Origin of the sequence: Streptomyces alkaliphilus (genome assembly GCF_014141535.1) — a bacterium.
In the GTDB taxonomy this organism is placed as follows: domain Bacteria; phylum Actinomycetota; class Actinomycetes; order Streptomycetales; family Streptomycetaceae; genus Streptomyces; species Streptomyces alkaliphilus.
Map to the genome: position 1 here is coordinate 1 of NZ_VKHT01001523.1, position 798 is coordinate 798.

Below are 798 nucleotides of genomic sequence, written 5' to 3' on the forward strand. Positions count from 1 at the left end.
GGGGGCGGGGAGCCCGGTCGGGACGGGAACGGGCGCGGTGGGCACGGACCCCACCTCGCGGAGGAGTTCCTGAAGGGTGCGGCGAACCGCCAGGCGTATCGCGGCGACCGCGGGATGGGGACCCATGTCCGACTCACTTCCTCGGGCTACGGACGGTCACAAAACCGATCACTCTCGGTGCGTACATGGTGACAGAGAAGGCCGGTATCCCGAGCATCGCACGCCGCGTCCGTGTCCGTACTCCCTCGTACGGGTGAAGTCGTTGGTCCGAGGGAACCGAACGCCCCACCCGGACGGCCGCCCGGGCCGACACGGGACACCGGGCGACGCGCCCCCCGGGGGCCGTCAGCCGCCGGTTCCGGCCGCCGGCCGCACCCGGGCCACCCACTCCTCGGGGCGGGTGATCTCCGACCTGGTGGGCAGCGTGTTCGGCGAGGTCCACACCCGGTTGAAGCCGGCCATGCCCACCTCGTCCACGACCGTCCGGACGAAGCGCTCCCCGTCACGGTACTGCCGGAGCTTGGCGTCCATGCCCAGCATTCGCCGCAGCACCCGGTCCAGCCGGCCGGCCCCGGTGCGGCGCCGTTGGGCGAACTTCTCGCGGATCTCGGCCACCGAGGGCACAACCTGCGGTCCGACCCCGTCCATGACGTAGTCCGCGTGCCCCTCCAGCAGGGACATCACGGCGGTCAGCCGGTCCAGGATCTCCCGCTGCCGCGGGGTCTGCACCAGCTCCATCAGCGAGCCGGGGGACGCCGGGGGCGGCGCGGCGGCCGGGCCGCCGGCGCGGGTACCGGG

General features: G+C 73.7%; 1 protein-coding gene. It reads right to left on the minus strand.

Translation table 11 applies throughout. The features are described from left to right. Nucleotides 1–345: 345 nt before the first annotated feature. Nucleotides 346–798: zinc-dependent metalloprotease (locus FNQ90_RS25450; RefSeq protein ID WP_182608464.1), on the minus strand; the 453-nt coding region annotated here is incomplete at its 5' end.